The 15,590-nt window shown below is 63.4% G+C and carries 17 protein-coding genes; 6 read left to right on the plus strand and 11 right to left on the minus strand.

The features are described from left to right. Positions 1-5 precede the first annotated feature (5 nt). Positions 6-1,373 (minus strand): ActS/PrrB/RegB family redox-sensitive histidine kinase, encoded by a 1,368-nt coding sequence (locus K1X12_RS04200; RefSeq protein WP_220986379.1) that lies wholly within the window; start codon positions 1,371-1,373, stop codon positions 6-8. Here K1X12_RS04200 and K1X12_RS04205 point away from each other — a divergent pair. Further along, positions 1,372-2,055, plus strand: coding sequence for an SCO family protein (locus K1X12_RS04205; RefSeq protein ID WP_225907866.1), 684 nt, complete (start codon positions 1,372-1,374; stop codon positions 2,053-2,055). The two genes, K1X12_RS04200 and K1X12_RS04205, sit on opposite strands and share 2 nt — an antisense overlap. On the opposite strand, the gene K1X12_RS04210 is transcribed toward K1X12_RS04205, so the two are convergent. Beyond that, positions 2,052-2,795 (minus strand): glycosyltransferase family 2 protein, encoded by a 744-nt coding sequence (locus K1X12_RS04210; RefSeq protein WP_225907867.1) that lies wholly within the window; start codon positions 2,793-2,795, stop codon positions 2,052-2,054. The two genes, K1X12_RS04205 and K1X12_RS04210, sit on opposite strands and share 4 nt — an antisense overlap. A 189-nt stretch (positions 2,796-2,984) precedes the next feature. Between K1X12_RS04210 and K1X12_RS04215 the strand changes: the two genes are divergently transcribed. Beyond that, a complete protein-coding gene (locus K1X12_RS04215) occupies positions 2,985-4,835 on the plus strand; it encodes an ArnT family glycosyltransferase (protein ID WP_220986381.1) in 1,851 nt (616 codons plus the stop codon). Here K1X12_RS04215 and K1X12_RS04220 read toward each other — a convergent pair. The 5 genes from K1X12_RS04220 to ftsE all read right to left on the minus strand — a co-directional run bounded on the left by K1X12_RS04220 (position 4,808) and on the right by ftsE (position 8,581). Continuing rightward, complete coding sequence (locus tag K1X12_RS04220) at positions 4,808-5,371, minus strand: HNH endonuclease (protein WP_220986382.1); 564 nt, start codon at positions 5,369-5,371, stop codon at positions 4,808-4,810. The two genes, K1X12_RS04215 and K1X12_RS04220, sit on opposite strands and share 28 nt — an antisense overlap. Positions 5,372-5,524: 153 nt before the next feature. Then, positions 5,525-6,169: a DNA-3-methyladenine glycosylase family protein gene (locus tag K1X12_RS04225; RefSeq protein WP_220986383.1), complete on the minus strand. Its 645-nt coding sequence runs from the start codon at positions 6,167-6,169 to the stop codon at positions 5,525-5,527. Then, a complete protein-coding gene (locus K1X12_RS04230) occupies positions 6,166-6,906 on the minus strand; it encodes a lysophospholipid acyltransferase family protein (RefSeq protein WP_220986384.1) in 741 nt (246 codons plus the stop codon). Before K1X12_RS04230 ends, K1X12_RS04225 begins: the two co-directional genes overlap by 4 nt. Positions 6,907-6,950: 44 nt before the next feature. Further along, positions 6,951-7,823, minus strand: coding sequence for a cell division protein FtsX (locus tag K1X12_RS04235; protein ID WP_220986385.1), 873 nt, complete (start codon positions 7,821-7,823; stop codon positions 6,951-6,953). Next, positions 7,820-8,581 carry a cell division ATP-binding protein FtsE gene (gene ftsE, locus K1X12_RS04240; protein ID WP_220986386.1) on the minus strand — a complete coding sequence of 254 codons (762 nt, stop codon included), beginning with the start codon at positions 8,579-8,581 and terminating at the stop codon, positions 7,820-7,822. Before ftsE ends, K1X12_RS04235 begins: the two co-directional genes overlap by 4 nt. Positions 8,582-8,651: 70 nt before the next feature. On the opposite strand from ftsE, the gene K1X12_RS04245 reads away from it, so the two are divergent. From K1X12_RS04245 to K1X12_RS17045, 4 genes are all read left to right on the plus strand, one after another. Beyond that, positions 8,652-9,398 carry an MJ0042-type zinc finger domain-containing protein gene (locus K1X12_RS04245; RefSeq protein ID WP_220986387.1) on the plus strand — a complete coding sequence of 249 codons (747 nt, stop codon included), beginning with the start codon at positions 8,652-8,654 and terminating at the stop codon, positions 9,396-9,398. Continuing rightward, positions 9,391-9,924 (plus strand): phosphoribosyltransferase, encoded by a 534-nt coding sequence (locus K1X12_RS04250; protein ID WP_220986388.1) that lies wholly within the window; start codon positions 9,391-9,393, stop codon positions 9,922-9,924. The genes K1X12_RS04245 and K1X12_RS04250 overlap by 8 nt, the downstream gene beginning before the upstream one ends. A gap of 96 nt (positions 9,925-10,020) precedes the next feature. Then, on the plus strand, positions 10,021-10,263 hold the full coding sequence (locus K1X12_RS04255; protein WP_220986389.1) for an HP1242/YdcH family protein: 243 nt from the start codon (positions 10,021-10,023) through the stop codon (positions 10,261-10,263). A gap of 12 nt (positions 10,264-10,275) precedes the next feature. Continuing rightward, positions 10,276-10,410, plus strand: coding sequence for a hypothetical protein (locus K1X12_RS17045; protein ID WP_255563913.1), 135 nt, complete (start codon positions 10,276-10,278; stop codon positions 10,408-10,410). A 671-nt stretch (positions 10,411-11,081) separates the two neighbouring features. On the opposite strand, the gene K1X12_RS04260 is transcribed toward K1X12_RS17045, so the two are convergent. From K1X12_RS04260 to K1X12_RS04275, 4 genes are all read right to left on the minus strand, one after another. Then, positions 11,082-11,798 carry a hypothetical protein gene (locus tag K1X12_RS04260; protein WP_220986390.1) on the minus strand — a complete coding sequence of 239 codons (717 nt, stop codon included), beginning with the start codon at positions 11,796-11,798 and terminating at the stop codon, positions 11,082-11,084. 14 nt (positions 11,799-11,812) lie between these two features. Further along, positions 11,813-12,100, minus strand: coding sequence for a hypothetical protein (locus K1X12_RS04265; protein WP_220986391.1), 288 nt, complete (start codon positions 12,098-12,100; stop codon positions 11,813-11,815). Between the two features lie 84 nt (positions 12,101-12,184). After that, entirely contained in the window at positions 12,185-13,771 is a 1,587-nt protein-coding gene (purH, locus tag K1X12_RS04270; protein WP_220986392.1) for a bifunctional phosphoribosylaminoimidazolecarboxamide formyltransferase/IMP cyclohydrolase, read from the minus strand. Positions 13,772-13,862: 91 nt separating this feature from the next. Beyond that, positions 13,863-15,590, minus strand: a complete 1,728-nt coding sequence (locus tag K1X12_RS04275; protein WP_220986393.1) for a heparinase II/III family protein — start codon at positions 15,588-15,590, stop codon at positions 13,863-13,865.

The raw sequence follows: 15,590 nt of genomic DNA on the forward strand, positions 1-15,590 counted from the left end.
GTCAACTATTCCAAGCCGCGTGGAAGCAGCGCAGCCAGCGGCCAGACCGCCTGGACGATGGCTCCGGTGGCTGGCGGCGTGCGGTTTCGGGAGGCGATTCTGCCGCCGGTACGCTCGATCAGCGTCTTGGCGATGAAAAAGCCGAGGCCCATGTCTCCGCCGCCCAGGCGCGCTTCGGACCTGTCGGAAATATAGGGCTCGCCCAATTTGGGCAGCACTTCAGACGAAAATCCGGGGCCATCATCGGTGATCGTGATCACCACCTGATCCTGCGTCCAGCTTGCTGTTGCGTCGACGCGGCTGGCGGCAAAGCTGACGGCGTTCTCGATGAAGGCACCGAGCGCATGGAGAACCTCCGGGCTGCGCGCCAGCACCGGGGGCTTTTCCGAGCCGCCTTCGCCGGGCATCGCGCGAACGACCAACGCCACGCCGAGGCCCTTCATCGGGGCGGCGGCTTCTTCCACCAGCGCGTCCAGCGGCATCCGGGCGTGGACAATGTCCTGCGCGTCGCGCGCTTCGCGGATGGCAGAGAGGATGGAGCGGCACCGGTCAGCCTGCTCGGCGATCAGGCGGAAATCTTCGGCATGCGGATTATCCGGATCGGTCTGCGCGACCAGTTCCTTGGCGACGAGGTGAATGGTGGCGAGCGGCGTGCCCAGTTCGTGCGCCGTCATGGCGGACATGGCGCCCAGCGCCGAGAGTTTCTGCTCGCGCGCCATGACGACACTGGCCGCGTCCAGCGCGCGCACGAGGCGGGCCTCATCCTGGCTGACGCGGGCAGCCGAGAGGGTGAAAAATACAACCCCCACCGCGAGGGCAGCGAACTGGCCCCATTGGAACAGGCTCGGCAGGTGTGTGCCGCCGCTTTCTTCCCAGGGCAGGGGCAAGCTGAAGACCGGCATGAGCGCCGCAAGGCCGAGCGCGAGGAATGCAATGGCGCTGGCGCGTTTCCGGCCAAGGCTGAGCGCGGCGACCGTGACAGGCGCAAGCATCAGCAGCAGGAAGGGGTTTGAGAGGCCGCCGGTGGCGGCGATCAGGGCGGCAAGCTGAACTGTGTCGAAGCCAAGCTGCAGCACCGCTTCCCAGCCACTGGTCAGGCGCTGGGACTGAAAAGCGAATGACAGGAACACGTTCAGCCAGGCCGATGCCGCAATGATCGCAAGGCAAAGGGCGAGCGGAACATCGAAGCCAAGGACGAAGGCGACCAGCAGAACGGCTGCTGTCTGGCCGGCGACCGCCAGCCAGCGCAGGGCAATGAAGGTACGCAGCCGTGTTCGGCCAAGCGCAGATTGCGCCGAGCCCAGCCCTTCCGGGGCAAGCGTGAAGATCGCGTCCTCAAAGCCCAGTCTCGAATCGCGGGTGAAATCGTCCATGCCCGACTTATGCGGCAGCCTGTCCCTTGCGCCAAGCAGGCTGATCGGGGCCTATGCGCGTATGCGAAAGACATTTGCCCTCGCCCTTCCGGCGCTTCTCGTTCTGGCTGCCTGTGGTGGCGCTTCTGACACGCCGGCCGCTGGCGGCGCCAAGTCCGGCGGCGCGCAGGCCAGTTGTTCCAGCCGCGCCTATCCGGAAATCGGCGGGCCGATCTCGCTGATCGACCAGACCGGAACACGCGTTACAGAGGAGGCCTTCAAGGGCCGCCCCACCGTTGTCTATTTCGGTTTCACCTATTGCCCGGATGTGTGCCCGGCAGCGCTCTCCACGCTTGGCGCGGCCTACCGCCGCCTGCCGGAAGGTGAAACCGCGCCGCAAACCGTTCTGATCTCCATCGATCCTGAGCGCGACACGCCCGAGGCGCTGGCGACCTATGTGGCGACACCGGCCTTCCCGAAGGAGCTGGTCGGGCTGACCGGCACCGAGGCGGAAATCCGCGCTGCTGCCGATGCGTTCAAGGCGGATTATTCCCGCATCGAGCAGCCTGAGAGCCTGGCCGAATACACGATGGACCACACCAACCTCATCTATGTGATGGACGAGGACTGGCAGCTGAAGACCTTCTTCACGCATGAAGATACGCCCGAGACGATCTCGGCCTGCCTGGCGGAGCTGTTCTAGATCTCGTCCGCACCGCCGGGATTACGCCGGCGGCGGATTAGCCACATGACGCCGCGCAGGTCCGACAGGGCGTCCTTCAGGCGGCCGAAATTGGTGTATTTCGACCGGCCTTCGCCGCGCGGGCGGTGGTTCACTTCCCGGAACTCCACCAGATGCCCGTCCGCGCGCATCAGGGCTGGCATGTAGCGGTGCATGTGATCGAAATAGGGCAGTAGCAGGAAGGTTGCCCGATCCATCACCTTGATGCCGCATCCGGAGTCGTCGCAATCGTCCTTCAGGAGGCGTTTGCGGATGCGGTTGGCAAACCGGCTGCCGAAACGCTTCCAGGCGGTGTCCTTGCGGCTGCCCCGGCGGCCCATCACCATTTTCAGGCCATGGGGCGCGTCGGCGCGCGTCAGTTGGCGGTAAAGGTCGGGAAGGTCTGCCGGATCGTTCTGGCCGTCGCCGTCAAGCGTGCCGACAACCGGCGCGCGCGCGGCCAGGATGCCCGAACGGATTGCTCGGCTCTGCCCTGAATTCTTGCGATGGCCCAGAACACGCAGCATCGGGAAGCGCGCTTTCAGCGAGGCAAGCTGCGTGCGCGTATCGTCCGTGGAGGCGTCATCGACGAAAATCATCTCGAAGGCCCGGCCATCAAGGGCGCGGGCGATTTCCGAGGCCAGCTGTTCGACATTGCCCGCTTCATTGTGGACGGGCACGACGACGGAGAATTCAAGCGAGTCGGCCACCAGCCAGTCCATTCATTCAATTCAGCTAATTTGCGCACATAGCTTCGCCGGGGGGTAAAATCGAGCCCCGGAAGTCAGGGCAGGTGGTCGCCGCCTGCATTTCCGGTCGTGTGTGTCCAAATTGCCCCGGCAGCAAGGCCTGCATTGCCGGGCCGCCAATTCCTCAAGACGAGCGCGCAATACGGCGCTATTAACCGGCCCATGACATTGCTCGACCGTCTCTCTACCGGCTGGAAAGCCTGGCTTCTCCTTTTCGTCATCACCTTTGGCGCAGCGGCGCCGGGCGTTTTTCTTCTGCCGGCGCTGGACCGGGATGAAAGCCGCTTTGCGCAGGCCTCCAAGGAGATGCTGGAGGAGGATAATTATATCCTGATCCAGTACCAGGACGAGCTGCGCAACAAGAAGCCCGCAGGCATCCACTGGCTGCAGGCCGCCTCCACGGCGATTTTCACCGGGCCGGAAGCCAACGAGATCTGGACTTATCGAATCCCCAGCTGGCTCGGCGCGGCGTTTGGCACGCTGGCTTGTTTCTGGGCGGGTATTCCGCTCATCGGGCGGCGGGCAAGCTTCCTCGGATCTGCGTTGTTTGGCGCGACCCTTCTGCTGACCTCCGAGGCGCATATTTCGAAGACGGACGGTATGCTCGTCTTCCTCACCACATTGGGCATCGGCGCGCTGGTACGCCTCTATGTCGAGAAATCTCAGTCGAAAGCGATGGCGATCCTCTTCTGGGTCACCATGGGCGCAGCCTTCCTCATCAAGGGACCGGTGACGCCGATGGTGGCGGCCTATGCGGGTATCGGTGTCTGGCTTTGGGACCGGCTGAAGACCGGGCGGGGAGGGGATTGGTGGCGTGTCCTGCTCTGGTGGCCGGGGCCGGTGCTCTTCGTGCTGATCGTTCTGCCCTGGCTGATCTGGATCCAGATGGCGACGGACGGCCTCTATGTGCAGGGCGCAGTGGGCAAGGATCTAAAGGACAAGTTCGTTGGCGCTTCGGAGGGCCATGGCGGGCTGCCCGGCTATCATCTGGCGCATATCCCCGCATGGTTCTTTCCGGCAAGCCTTCTGCTTATTCCGGCCATCGTTGCCACGGCGCGCGCCCTGCGCGGCGAAACGCTGACGGCGCTTGGCCATGGCACAGCCGGCCTCCGCTTCCTGCTCGCCTGGGGCGTGCCGACCTGGCTGTTCTTCGAACTGCTGCCGACCAAGCTCAGCCACTACATTCTGCCGGCCTATCCCGCATTCGGCCTGCTTTGCGGCTATGCGGCGGTGCAGATGATGGATGGCATGAAAATGCCGCTGGCGCGTGGCCTCGGCATGATCACCTTCCTGATCGGCGCGGTGGTGCTGCTCGCAGCGTCCTTCCCTGGTGTCACCAGCTATTTCATGGCCGAAACTGCGGGTGATTTCACCACCGTTTCCAAGGAAGAAGTGCTGGCCTCGTGGGAAGGCTACCGGGAATTCCCGATCTGGCTGTGGGCGGCAGGGTTTGCCTTTGCGGGATTGGCGCTGGTCGAATCGGCCCGCCTGCGGATGGGCGCGGCAATCACCCTGGCTGTGCTTTCCAGCGTGGCGATCGGCTGGCATGTGCGCACGTTCATGCTGTCTTCGCAGGTCTGGGTGCAGCCGACCGAGACGGCCCGTCTGGCGCTTGAAGATGTGTGCGGCATTCCGGGCGAGGACGATCTCTGCAATGTGAAGACGCCGGAACGTATCCTGGCGCTCGGCTATGCTGAGCCTTCCTATGTGCTCTCCCTCGGTACGCAGAACCTTCACCCGCCGCAGACGCCGCTTGATCTGCCAACGGATGAGAGCGCCTATCCGGTCGTCTACCTGATGAATTTCGAGGACCGCAAGGCCGAGCCGCCCATCCTGGAGGAAGCTGCCCATCTGCGCGCGCAGGCTGCCAAGCTGGGTGTCTGCCTCACGGAAGGGGCGCCGCGCTACGCGCTCAACTATTCAAACGGCGATCCGGTGCATTTCCGGGCATGGCGGTTTGACTGGGGCGGATGTCCGGGCGCGGATCAGCCGTCCAGCTCTACGTCCCAGTAGAGATAGTCCATCCAGGTTTCATGCAGGTAGTTCGGCGGGAATTTCCGGCCGATGTCCTGAAGCTGGAAGTTGTTGGGCCGGAAGGGCTTGCGCTGAAGGTCCATGCCGCTGTCGCGCAACATCTTGCCGCCCTTGGCAAGGTTACACGGGCTGCAGGCGGCAACGATGTTTTCCCATGTCGTGCGCCCGCCTTTGGAGCGCGGGATCACGTGATCGAAGGTCAGGTTTTCGTGCGATCCGCAATAGGCGCAGGCGAAGCCATCGCGCAGGAACACGTTGAACCGCGTGAAGGCAGGCGGACGGTCCTGGCGGACGAAATCGCGGAGTGCGATGACCGACGGCAAGCGCATTTCCCGGCTGGGGCTGCGCACCATGAAGTCATATTCGGCAACAATGTCCACACGGTCGAGGAAAACCGCCTTGATCACTTCCTGCCAGGGCCAGAGGGATAGCGGATAGTAGGAAAGCGGCCTGAAATCAGCATTCAGGACTAATGCGGGGCGTCCATGCGGCGGGGCGGTGATTATCTCAGCCATGTTTCCCTCCGGTTCGGCCCTGATGGGCTTTATCCTGGTTGATCCTGCTGAAGACGCGCGCTCCTTAAAGTCTGGCGTTCGCCTGTTCCTAGGCGATTCCCATAATAAGATTATGACAGCGCAGGCTGAACGCAAGGCCCCGTGCGCTGAGCTTCATTTTGCCGATGGCGCAGAATCGCGGGCGCGCTCGGCATTCAGCCATCCCCAGAGCAGGTGAGCAGCAACGCCCCGGCTGGGCCGCCAGATCTCGGCATGTGCTGTAAATGCCTTTGATTCCATGCGGGTTTCATAACGGCCGAGCTGTTTGTGGGCCTCCATCAGGCCAACATCTGCGGTAGGGAAGGCATCCATCTCGCCCACCGCATAGAGCAGGAATAATTCTGCCGTCCACGGCCCGATGCCACGCACAGCCACAAGCTCCGCGCGGGCCGAATCAAGGTCATTGGCGCACACGCGCGTGAGGTTCAGGCCACCGGTAACCATGGCTTCGGCGATGGAAGTGAGGTGGGCGACTTTCGGTCGGGAGAGGCCGCACGCCCGCAGATCGTCTTCACTAGCCGAGAGGATCGCTTCGGGCGTAACCTCGCCGAGGAATGTCTCGACACGGCCCCAGATGGTGGCGGCGGCTTTGGTGGAGAGTTGCTGGTGGGCAATCATCCGGCCCAGCATGGAATAGGTCGGCTCGCCCGTGCGCCAGTCTGGAACGCCGATGGTTTCATAGGCCCGGGCGAGGGCAGGGTCGGCGAGAGCGAGACGCTCGCAGGCAGTTTTCAGCCGGCGGCGTGTCGGCGCAGTCATCCCAATATTTCCTTCTGTACCGCGCGCCCTTCTTCCAGCAGGCGGTTGGACGCGGTTTCCAGCTCTGCCTCAAGACGCGGCATCAGGGCCTTCCGGTCAAGCCCCGGCGGAATGGCAGGCAGGATTTCGTAGACGATCTTGCCGGCGGTCCGGCGTGTTCCCTTGGCTGGCCAGCAGAGACCCGCATTTGTCGCCACCGGGACGATAGGAAGGTCCAGCGCCTTGTTGAAGGCAGAGATTCCGGCTGGCTGGTAGGCGGGTTCCGCGCCCGGCGCTGTGCGGGTGCCTTCCGGGAAAATGATCAGGCTGCGGCCTTGTGCGGCGCGCTTTTTGGCAGCCGCCACCATGGTTTTCAGCGTTTTGGAGGTTCCCGCCCGGTCGATCGGGATCATCTGGGTCTTGAGCGCGTACCAGCCGAGGAAGGGGTAGAACAGCAGCTCCTTCTTCAGGATGATCGCCGGATCGTTACACACGATGAACGGGATGAAGATGTCGAGCATGCAGTGATGCTTGCCCGCATAGATTACTGGTTCGTTGGTGAGGTTCTCACGGCCACGGATTTCCGTGTCGATATTGCAGATCAGCTTCAGCCCCAGCCGGATGATGTGCGCATAAAGCCGGATGCAGCGCTGGGCAGCGACGCGCGGCAGGAGCATCGTCGGCAGGTAGAGCAGGCCGCAGATGGCCATCCAGCCATAGAGCCACGCCACGAACAGGTAAGAGCGGAGTGCAGTCATATCAGCGCTGTAGCGGGCCTTGCGGCGTTCGTCACTAGAAACGGCTACATCATCGAGCGCAGCGCCCGCATCACCGTGATGCCCGCCGCAATGCGCGAAGCGAGGCCCGCGATGACCGGCGTGACGACAAGGACAGCGAGGTCCGGGAAGTCCAGCGTCAGTTCGGGCAACAGGCCGGACCGGTTTCCGCCAGAGCGCGCCACGACGATCAGCACGGCAACGGCGGCCAGTGCCACAAGTGCGCCAACCGTGCCCGCCCGCAGGCCGAGCAGCCAGAAGCGGCGCTCGAACAGGTTGGCGATGAACCTGTCACGCGCCCCGGCGATGTGCAGCACGTCGACAATATCGCGCCGGGCAAGCAGCGCGGCATGGGTCGCAAAGGCAATAACGGCGATGGCGGTTGAGCCGAGCAGGGCGACGATGGCTAGCGCGATCAGACGCGCGGTGCCCAGCATCCGCCGGACATCGCCCGCCCAGGCCGAATGAGAATCGACGGCGGCGGTAAAGCCAGCCTTCTCAAGCGCCGTGCTCAGCACCCGGCCAATATCGCCGACGTCCGGGGAGGCCGTCACCGCAATCAGGCGCGGCACGGGCAGGTCGGCGGGCAGGCCCCGACTGCCGAAGGTCGGCTCCAGCAGGGCGGAGATTTCTGCATCGGAGAGGAGCCGGGCGCCCTCGACGCCTTCTATTCGCTGGATCAGCAGGGTTGCCGTCTGCGCGTCGGCCACTTCAGCGCCAGAGAGGGAGACCGTGTATTCGCCTTCCACTTCAGCGGTCCAGGCGCGGGCCGCGCCATAGGTGGATTTGGCCGTGAGGGCGGCCAATGCGGCCAGGAAGCAGAGCGCGCCGACAACGAAAAACAGCGCCGCTTCGCGGGCGTCTTCAAGGGGCAGGAGAGAGGTTTCACCGCGTTTCATGGGTCTTCTGCCTTGATCTCGATGCCATCGCCGCGCCGGCGGGCCGTCTTGCCGGGATCGGCGCTTGTGCGGGCGAGCAGGCCATCGGCGAGATGATAGACCGGCGCGTCGATCTGCCGGACAAGGCCCAGATCATGTGTCGCGATGATGACCGTCGTACCGAGCCGCTTGTTGAGCTCGATGAACAGGCGCATCAGCCGGGCGCCCATCTCAGGGTCAACGTTGCCGGTGGGCTCGTCCGCGATCAGCAGGTCAGGCTGGGTAACCACGGCGCGGGCGATGGCCACGCGCTGCTGCTCGCCGCCTGAAAGGGTTTCGGGCCGTTTGTGCATCCGCTCGCCCAGGCCCACCCAGGCGAGCAGTTCTTCGACATCGGCCCGGTATTGCGATTCCTTGCGGCCCATCACGCGCAGGGGGAGGGCGGCATTTTCATAGGCGGTCAGGTGGCCCAGCAGGCGGAATTCCTGGAACACGACCCCGATCCGGCGGCGCAGGGCGGAGAGTTGGTCGCGCGTCAGCCGGCTGGTGGGGCGGCCGAACAGGGAAACTTCCCCGGTGCTGGGCGGACGTGCCAGATAGAGCAGTTTCAGGAGGCTGGACTTGCCCGCCCCTGAAGCACCTGTGAGGAAGCTGAACGATCCGGGTTTCAGGACCAGATCAATCCCGCTAAGAATCTCCCCTGACGCATCATAGCGAAGCGTCACCGCGTCGAGGCGGACGGCCGCTTCGTCGAAAATATCGGGGCGTAGCTGGGTCATATCTGGGGCGCGCACTCGTTGTTTGCGGGTTCAACACACGGGGCGAATTGCGGGAAAGACTCTTCGGGCCATGATCCTTACCTGTCCTTCCTGCGGAACTCATTATTTCGCTGATGACTCAACAATCGGTGAAAGCGGCCGCACGGTGAAGTGCGCCAGCTGCGGACATTCCTGGTTCGTGCAGCCGGCCCACCTGGCCGAAGAGGCCGCCGCCAAGCCGGCCCCGCATGAGCTGTACCGTGAGAAAATGCGCGAATCGCGGCGCGAGAAAAGCCGCCTGGCCGCTGTTTTTGCGTGGGTTTTCACCATCATCCTGTTTGTGGGGCTGACGGCGGGCGCCTTCTTCTTCCGCAATGAGGTGGTGAAGGCCTGGCCCCAATCGGCGTCTGCCTACCGCCTGTTTGGCCTGGAAGTGAATCGCTTCGGCCTTGATTTTGAGGGTGTCGTCCACACGCGCACCTTCAATGACACGATCCCCATCGTCACGGTCACGGGCCGGGCGGTGAATGTTTCCAAATCGACCGTCGAGACGCCCGGCGTGCGCGTCGACCTGAAGGACGAGAGCGGAGACATCGTGGCCACCCGGTTCAGCTTCGTGACCCCGGCAGAGCTTGCCCCCGGCACGGCAGGCCAGTTCGGCGTGGTGGTCGAGCCAACCCCGGTCGAGAGTTACGAGATCGACCTGACCTTTGTGGACCGCTCTGCTGTGCCGACCGAGCCGCCGGCGGAAGCCGCGCCGGGCCCGGCATCGCGTTCGCCGCCCACCGCAGAGGAGGCATCAGACGAGGCCCTGCTGCCGGAGACCCAGGATGAGTGATCTGCCCAAGATCGATGTTGTCATGTCCGAGGCCGAGCTGATGGCGACGGTCGACGGTCTGGCTGACCGGCTGGCCCCGCGCCTCGCAAACGGGGAGTGGACGGCGGTGTCGATCCTGATCGGCGCGACGCCTTTCACCAGCGACCTGATGAAGGCGCTCGCCCGGCGCGACATTCACCCCATTCTCGATGTGATGTGGCTGGAGAGCTACCGCGATGCCCGCGAAAGCTCCGGCCGTGTCGTGGTGCGGGCCGACATTGCCCGCAATGTGGAGGGGCGCGGCATCCTCCTGATCGATGATGTGTTCGATACTGGCCGCACGCTGGACTTTGCCAAGCACCATCTGCTGGCCAAGGGCGCACGGGAGGTGATCACCGTGGCGCTGACACAGAAGCCCTGGGCGCCGCGCGGCGAAATGGGCGTCGATTTCTGCGCCTTCGATGCCCCCGGCCGGTTCCTCGTCGGCTATGGCATGGATGATAAGGGCCTCTATCGCGGCCTTCCGTTTATCGGCGCGCTCGATTGAGCAGCGGCCCTGCCGACTAGGTAGTTTCCTCGATTTTCCCCCGCATCAGATTGCGTAGGCTGGCGGCATCCCAATTGATGCCGGAGGCTCATTTCCATGTCCCATACCCCGCACGAACTGGCCGCAGACTTCCCTGAGCTGGCAGACCGTATCGAGACGCTGAAAGCGTCCGATGCGCATTTCGCCCGGCTTGCCGGCGAATATCATGAGCTCAATCGCGAGATTCACCGGATCGAGACCGATGTGACCCCGGCCAGCGATGCAACGCAGACGGAGCTTCGCCGCCGTCGCATGGCGCTGAAGGACGAGCTGTATGCGCGCCTCAAGGCGCCAGCCTGACGGGGCGGTATCATGCAGATTGGTCCACTGACGATTGACCCGCTGGCGGTTGGCGCGCTTGTCGGCTTTGGCGCGCTGGTGCTGGTGATGAGTGGCATCACAATCTGGCTCCTGCGCCAGATGGCGAAGCGTCCCGGCGAGAAATAATGGCGGTATCCGGACTGGCTGTGCCATCCGGGTTTGGGTCAGTTCGGGTGGCTTAGCCAGCAGTCTTTCAGACAGCTGGCCTTCTCGGGGAAATCGCAGTGCGATTTCTGATCCCTCGAAGGGAGCCTTGCGCGGCGGGTGCCGCGGCGCACGTGAAGGAAATGTTGTGTGGGGTGTGGGCGCTTCGCCCGCCGCGCATCTGCCAACCGGAGTTTCGCGCAGTTATCGGGATGACTTCGGCGCTGCCAGGTCTTGCCTCCGGGGCGGCCTCCCACAAACCGAACGGATAAGTTTTGCCGAAAATCTCGCGGGCTCGTCGTCCCGGTTTGGCCGCAGGCCAAGACCGGGACGACGGAGGAGGGGCGGGGCGTGTTGGATGGGGCGGCGCTTATCCTCACTGTTACAGCCCTCACCTCCCATCGCTGCGCGACGGGTCCCTCCTCTCCCGCAAGCGGGAGAGGGGTAAGAGGCGTGGCGCTCCGCTTAATCCCTCTCCCATGAAATGGGAGAGGAGGGGCCCGCGCCCGCAGGGCGTGGGAGGTGAGGGCCTTATGCTCCGTACCCGTGATAACCGTAGGGTGGGTTGAGGCCCGCAAAAGCGGGTCGATACCCACCATCTCTTATTTTGTGGAACCGCAGCCCGGTGGGTATCGGCTACGCCTCAACCCACCCTACGCTTGCAATTCATCCATACTTTCAATCTGAAAACCAATTGCAGTCGGTTTTGGCCGAGATAACCAGAACCGGTCTTCGCCAATCTCACTATTGATTTTTCTAAACTTTATTCTGAGTTCGAACCCGAGGTGATCTGTCTCTCCATAACGAATGTCGAACTTCACACAGTCGCCGTAGGGGATGGTCGGAATGGTTTTTAGGAAACTAGGAAACCCTCCCTCGAGTATGTCGAGAATTTGAACATCAGAGCAGTCTGCACCAATATTTCTTAACTCCATACTTGCGCTATATCGTGCAGGTGAAATAGCGGTCCCACCGCTGCAAGATAACACGAGTTTGGGCGAGCCGGCTCGTTGGCGAGCTTCGCGCTCCTCATGCAACGCACTAATTTCCGCTTCGGCTTGCTTCCTTGTGATCTCAACCAGTGCTTTTTGCTGTTCCACTGAATTGCGAAGTTCTTCGCTCTGCAGTTCGAGTGCCCGAACACTGCTTCTAAGTTCGTCGCCCTGCTGCCAGAATCCTAATATAAGCCATAGAATACCCACTGGGCCAAGAATGCCCGCGATAAAGTCACCCAACGCGTTGGGTTCCAATTCCAATAGGTTGTATCTGCTGTTGCCGATATATAAGCTGACAACTACCAAGTAAACGAATGATAATCCCAATCCGATTACTTGGTATTTCTTAGAATTCTCATCCTTAAGAACGTTCATAACTGCATCGGCCCTTAATTCGCAGGAATACAGCGATACTCTCGACTGTATTCCTTCATAAGAGCGTCGGCGATGTCTGAGCAGCCAGAATAATCCTCGAAGTAGCCATAGATCAAAGCCACTCGTTCCCATTCTCCGGCTAAATTGAACATCTCCAACCAGTAATCATTGCTGCTTCCGATCTGATTTCCAGCGACGAAATTATCTAGTTTGGCTTGTTGCGCATCAAGATCTGCGCTGCACGCCGATGCTATCAGCAACGCGAGAACAGGATAAAATCGAGAAAGTAATCCCCATGTCATGTTGGACCCTCCACAATCGTAGGGTGACGCAACATGCGATAGAGTGCAACTACATTGAATCGGCTGAAATTAGCCTAGCGCCCCTCAATGCCGGAAGTGCCGCATCCCCGTGAACACCATCGCCAATCCGGCCTCGTCGGCTGCCGCAATCACTTCGTCGTCGCGGATTGAGCCGCCCGGTTGGATGACGGCGGTGGCGCCGGCGCTGGCGGCTTGAAGCAATCCATCCGCGAACGGAAAGAAGGCGTCGGAGGCGGCAACGCAGCCTTTGGTGCGGGGCTCGGTCCAGCCCGCGGTTTCCTGCGCGTCTTGCGCCTTGCGGGCGGCGATGCGGGCTGAGTCGATGCGGCTCATCTGGCCTGCGCCCACGCCGGCGGTCACGCCGTCCTTGGCGTAGACGATGGTGTTGGATTTCACATGCTTGGCCACGCGCCAGGCAAACAGCATGTCTTCCATTTCCTGGGCCGTCGGGGCGCGCTTGGTGACGATCTTGAGGTCAGCCTGCGTGATACGGCCTGCGTCGCGGTCCTGCATCAGGAAGCCGCCGGCGACGGTTTTCACGAAGGTGCCGCCTGCGGCCGGGTCGGGCAGACCATTGGTAATCAGGAGGCGGAGGTTTTTCTTCTTGGCGAAGATCGCTTCAGCCGCGGCATCTGCGCCCGGCGCGATGACGACTTCGGTGAAGATCTCTGTAATGACTTTCGCCGTTTCCTCGTCCAGCGGGCGGTTGAGCGCCACGATGCCGCCGAAGGCGGAGGTCGGGTCGCAGGCCAGCGCGGCCTTGTAGGCTTCGATGATGTTCGGGCCGAGCGCCACGCCGCAGGGGTTGGCGTGCTTGATGATGGCGACGGCGGGTTTTTCCGCGCCCAGTTCGCCGATCAGCTCATAGGCGGCATCGGTGTCGTTGATATTGTTATAGGAAAGCTCCTTGCCCTGAAGCTGGCGCGCGGTGGCGACGCCCGGGCGCTTCTCGCCGGTGACGTAGAAGGCGGCTTTCTGGTGAGGGTTTTCGCCATAGCGCAGGGATTGCTGCAGGCGGCCACCGAGCGCGGCCCAGTCGGGCGCGTCCTCGCCGATCTGTTTGGCATACCAGCCGGAGATGGCGGCGTCATAGGCGGCGGTGCGGGCATAGGTCTTCGCCGCCAGCTTGCGCAGGAGGGCGGGGGAGACGGCGCCGTTTGCTTCGGCCTCGGCCAGCACCGCGTCCACGTCTCCGCCATCGGTACACACGGCCACGAAGGCGCCGTTCTTGGCGGCGGCGCGCAGCATGGCGGGGCCGCCGATGTCGATATTCTCGATGCAGGTTTCAAAGTCTGCGCCCGAGGCAACGGTGGCCTCGAAGGGGTAGAGGTTGACGTAGATGAGGTCGATCGCGCCGATGCCGTGGTCTGCCGCGTCTTTCACATGGGAGGGGTTGTCGCGCAGGTAGAGCAGGCCGCCATGCACGGCGGGGTGCAGCGTCTTCACGCGCCCGTCCATCATCTCGGGGAAGCCGGTCAGGTCCGACACGTCTTTCACCGCGAGGCCGGCCTCTTTCAGCGCCTTGGAGGTGCCGCCGGTAGAGACCAGCTCGACGCCCAGCGCGGCCAGGCGCTTTGCCTGTTCGATCAGGCCGGTCTTGTCGGAAACGGAAATGAGCGCGCGGCGGAGGGTGACGGGGGCGCCAGACATATAGGCTGCTCCTTGGCTTGGGCATGGGGAAGGGCTGCGCGCGGCCTACCACCCCCTGCGATGCCGTCAAGCCGGGTTTGCCCTGCCTTGCCTAGTTCTGTCGCTCGCGGATGAAGGCCCAGCGCACGCAATTGGGCGGCTGGCTGCCATCGCCATTGGGGTCGGCATAGCCGGCCAGCACGATCTGCTCGGGCGTCTCCACCACGCCGCGTGCCAGATATACCGTCCGCTCCAGGCGCGCGCCCTCATGGCTGGTCTTGAAGCGCCAGACCGCGCCCGTCTCACTGACAAGGCGGATCGCCTCGCGTCCCATATGGGCGGTGATCGTCGGGTGAAGATGGAAGCGGATTTCGAAGGGAATGCCCTTCTTGTCGTCCGTTGGCGGTTGGGAAATCGGCCGCACGAGCGAGTCCTCGCCCGTCAGCCGGTCGCCCTCGCCGGAAACGAAGATGCGCCGCCGGTGCAGCAGGCCGTGGGAGGCCTTGTATCCGGCATGCTGGGCGTCCAGCCAGATCTCGTTGGACTCCTCCAGCCGTTTGGCGGCGATGCCTTCCGGCCCGGTCACGGCGCGCATCCGCGTCTCTTCGTTCAGCACGAAGACCGAGGAGTCGCGCCCGGCCAGCACAAGCGTCGAATGCGCACTGGTGCGGCGTACGGCGGCCTGCCAGTCCACATTCACTTCCGAGGAATGTCCGCAGGAGGTGACGATCCGTGCCGGCCCGTCGGAGAATTCGAAGTTCAGGGCGCCGGCGCGCGCATGTTCGGCAAACGGCCGGGGCGGGGCCTCGCCGCAATCGAGCACGAAGCGCAGGCTGCCTCGCTCGATCTTCTGGAAGCCGGATTTGGGCGCAAACAGGAAGCGGCGCGGCGGCGCCTCAAAGCGTGAAAGCGCAGCCTCCACCATCTCGGCGCGGCTCTCGTCGCCATCGTTGAACGGGTCGAGCGCGCCATCGCCGCTGCGGAAAAAGCGGACCATCGCGCCCATGCGCGGGGTCCATTTCGTCAGCCATTCAGGGATTGGCCGCTGCGCCCGCATGAGGGCGTCTTCAATCGTTTGCAGTTGCAGCAGGGAAGAGAGGGTGTGCGCCGGGCTGCGGGTCACATGCCCGCCATCGGGCAGGATCTGCGCCGTCACTTCGCCCTCAAGGCGGGCGAGTGCTTCGCTCAGCCCCGCGCCCTTCCGCAGGCAGAGCGAATGGGCGACCAGCGCCACCGCGCCCATCCAGCGCGATTTCGGGTCCAGCGCCGTGTCGATCATTTCGGAAAGATAGCGCAGCTGCCGGGCCACCGCGTCGATCCGCTCGCTGCGCTGCTTCGGGCTGCCGCTTTCGAACAGGTCTGGCCCACAGCGCATCCAGTTCCACACGCGGCTTGCCGTCGGTTCGATGCGCCAGGCAAAGCCGTTGAACTTGCCGAACCGCTCGATCCAGTCGTCCACATGCGCGCGGGCAAGTGCTGCGCCGTCCTCGCCCTGGGCCAACAGGTCGGGCAGCCACCCGAACCTGTGCACCCGGTCGGCAAAATGGCGCGAGGGCATTTCCAGGCTCCAGGGCGCCTGTCCGCCGCTCATCTTCATCCGCTGCTGGCCAATCCGCCACACGCCGCGCATCAGCGCGTCGCCGCGCCGGTCGTCCGGGGGCAGAAGGTTGGAGATGTGAAGCGAGAAAGCGTCCGGTCCATGCCCGGTCAGCTTCAGGCGCTGCAGCGTCGAAACTTTGGCATCTTCGCCCACCACGCCGCGAAACCGGCGCCAGAGGGCAGCGTCGTCGCTGCTGGTGCGGGTGCGGTCTGCGTGGAATTCCAACTCGGGTTCGGACAA

The sequence above is a fragment of the Hyphomonas sediminis genome (assembly GCF_019679475.1).
Lineage (GTDB): Bacteria > Pseudomonadota > Alphaproteobacteria > Caulobacterales > Hyphomonadaceae > Hyphomonas > Hyphomonas sediminis.